Annotated in this window: 5 protein-coding genes; all 5 read left to right on the forward strand. The window is 60.2% G+C overall.

Going from position 1 to position 2,611, the window contains the following annotated elements:
• The coding region (locus IEQ42_RS27165) for a DUF4376 domain-containing protein (protein WP_210706188.1) at nucleotides 1–506 on the forward strand (506 nt) is incomplete at its 5' end.
• On the forward strand, nucleotides 503–877 hold the full coding sequence (locus IEQ42_RS27170; RefSeq protein ID WP_210706189.1) for a DUF1353 domain-containing protein: 375 nt from the start codon (nucleotides 503–505) through the stop codon (nucleotides 875–877). The genes IEQ42_RS27165 and IEQ42_RS27170, both read left to right, overlap by 4 nt.
• Nucleotides 878–953: 76 nt before the next feature.
• Nucleotides 954–1,187, forward strand: coding sequence for a hypothetical protein (locus IEQ42_RS27175; protein WP_210706190.1), 234 nt, complete (start codon nucleotides 954–956; stop codon nucleotides 1,185–1,187).
• A gap of 353 nt (nucleotides 1,188–1,540) precedes the next feature.
• Entirely contained in the window at nucleotides 1,541–2,074 is a 534-nt protein-coding gene (locus tag IEQ42_RS27180; protein WP_210706191.1) for a glycoside hydrolase family 19 protein, read from the forward strand.
• Nucleotides 2,071–2,601 carry a lysis system i-spanin subunit Rz gene (locus IEQ42_RS27875; protein ID WP_051600484.1) on the forward strand — a complete coding sequence of 177 codons (531 nt, stop codon included), beginning with the start codon at nucleotides 2,071–2,073 and terminating at the stop codon, nucleotides 2,599–2,601. The genes IEQ42_RS27180 and IEQ42_RS27875 overlap by 4 nt, the downstream gene beginning before the upstream one ends.
• Nucleotides 2,602–2,611: the final 10 nt, after the last annotated feature.

The following is a 2,611-nucleotide window of genomic DNA, read 5'->3' on the forward strand; positions in this document are numbered from 1 at the left end:
ATCGCTGGGACTTAAACGGTATTTTCTTCGGGGTAGTCGATGCTGATCCATACGGCGCACTTCCTGAGCGCTCCACACCGACGCCACCGCCTGAACTTGAAGGCGACGAAGTGGCGCGCTGGACCGGTAGCGGCTGGGAGAAGCTGGCGGCGGCGCCGGCGCCAGATCCGCTACCGACGCCAGACTGGCCCGCTATGATTGCTGCCCGCCGCTACACCGCTGAAACGGCCGGCACCACCGTCGAAGGCATGCCCATCGACACCGGCCGCGACAGCCAGGGCCTGATAACCGGTGCGGCGGTACAGGCGATCATCGATACAGCGTACTCGCTGCACTGGAAAACTTCGGCCGGGTTCGTTGAGCTGACCGGCCAGCAGATTCTCGGCGTTGCGTCGATGGTTCGCGCGCATGTGCAGGCGTGCTTTAACCGTGAGGCCGAACTGCTGGGTTTTGTGGCCGACGGCTCGATCACCGCTGAAATGCTCGAGGAGGGATGGCCGGTATGAGCCGCTTCGTAACTACCCTGAAAACCGAGCAGGCCGACCGCCGCACGTACACGCTGCTCGATGACCTGGTGCTGGCCGACGACGATGAGCGGGTCATCACCGTGCCCGCCGGCTTCATCACCGACTTCGCCAGCATCAAGGTGCTGCACAACGCGTTCCTTTTCGTGCTGTTCGCCTTGGTATCCGGTTACGGCAACTACGCGGCGACCGTGCATGACTGGCTTTACGAAAATGGTGAGCTCAGCCGGAAGGAAGCGGATGCGGTGCTGTACCGTGCATTGCGTGCTGAGGGTGTGGCGCGCTGGCGAGCTTGGCTGATGTATGTCGGTGTCCGTTTAGGCGGCGCCAAGCAGTACACTGCTCATAGCTGACTGTTGTCGTCATACTGCAATCACCTTGAAACAGTTGTATGCTCAAATAAAAATAATACGGTTGAGGAGTGGGACCATGCCTAGTGTTTCAAAAGTGGCGATTCAGATGATGATTGTATTTGCACTGGTGTGCGTATGGGCGGTGTCTTCTGGCTGGAAGCAGCAAGTAGTGAGATCGTTTGAAATCCACACCAATGAGGCAGCCGCCACGTTGAGTGCCCAAAAAAATGTCCATGCCTCAGGTAATGGAGGCATCCGTACTCAAGTGAGCGGCGCAGATATGGATCCCGTGACGTCCATAGCCGAATAGCATAAAGGCGGCATGATGCATGTGCGCCAAGACCCCGACAAGTTCGGGGTTTTCTTCGTCTGGGGATTGAAAAGACAAAGCCCCGGTGAGCTGTAATCACCAGGGCTTCTATTTCTCAGATGGGGAACATCCAAAACTTGCCGCGATGCTACCAGCGGGAATGGAAAAGCAAAACCCCGGCGGTTCGCAATCGCCAGGGTTTCTATTCTCATCTGACCCCTTAACGACAGAAGAGCGTGGCTCAGATCCTACCAGCGAGAGGCGTGCCCGCCAACCGCCGCACAGCCTGTAACGCCTACAAATTTCAGCTATCAGCCCGCCGAGTGCGGGTTTCTTTTTGCCAGGAGAAAAGCATGCCGATCACCGCTCAGCAGCTGCTGCAAATCCTTCCGAACGCCGGCGCCAAAGCCGGCGTTTTTGTACCCGTGCTGAATACGGCCATGCTCCGGTATCAGATTGTCGGCGCCAAGCGAGTGGCCGCGTTCATCGCCCAGATCGGCCATGAGTCCGGCCAGTTGGTCTACGTGCGTGAGATTTGGGGTCCGACTCCCGCCCAGGCGAAATACGAAGGCCGCAAGGACCTGGGCAACACCGTCCCGGGCGACGGCCTCAAATACCGCGGGCGTGGCCTGATCCAGATCACCGGCCGGGCGAACTATGCGGCGTGCGGCGAAGCCCTCGGCCTTGACCTGATCAACCAGCCAGAGCTGTTGGAGCAGCCGAAGAACGCCTGCCTGTCAGCCGCGTGGTTCTGGGCAGCCAATGGGCTGAACACCCTGGCCGATGCCGACAAGTTCGAAGCCATCACGCGCAGGATCAATGGCGGGCTCAATGGCCAGGCGGATCGGCTGAAGCTTTGGAGCAAGGCGACGGCGGTGCTTGCGTGAGCCCGGTAGCGCTGAAAGCCGCACTGGCTGGTGTGCTGGCGCTGGTGCTGGGCGTGGCCGGTGGAGTCTGGAAGGTGCAGGGCTGGCGTTATGGCCAGAAGCTCGCCGAGCAGTCCGCCGCGTATCAGGCCGATCTGACCACCATCAGCAATGCGGCCTCTGACCAGGTACGCACCGACCAGGCGAAACGGCTCGCGCTCGAGCAGCGTCTGGCAGCCAGCGACCAAACCCACCAAGAGGTTTTGACCAATGCTCAAAAAGACCAAGCTCGCCTGCGCGATCGCCTTGCCACTGCTGATCTGCGGCTGTCAGTCCTCATCGACGCGGATTCAGCCAGTGGGTGTGACCTGCCACAAGCCACCGCCACCGGCGGCGTGGATCATGCAACCGTACGAGCCAGACTTGACCCGGCGCATGCTCAACGAATTATCGCCATCACCGACACCGGCGACCGTGGACTGATCGCGCTACAGGCTTGTCAGGCCTATGTGCGGGCACTCAGTTCTGCCGATACCGCGCATCCCTGAGAAGGCTCTG

It is taken from the genome of Pseudomonas iridis, assembly GCF_017980685.1.
In the GTDB taxonomy this organism is placed as follows: domain Bacteria; phylum Pseudomonadota; class Gammaproteobacteria; order Pseudomonadales; family Pseudomonadaceae; genus Aquipseudomonas; species Aquipseudomonas iridis.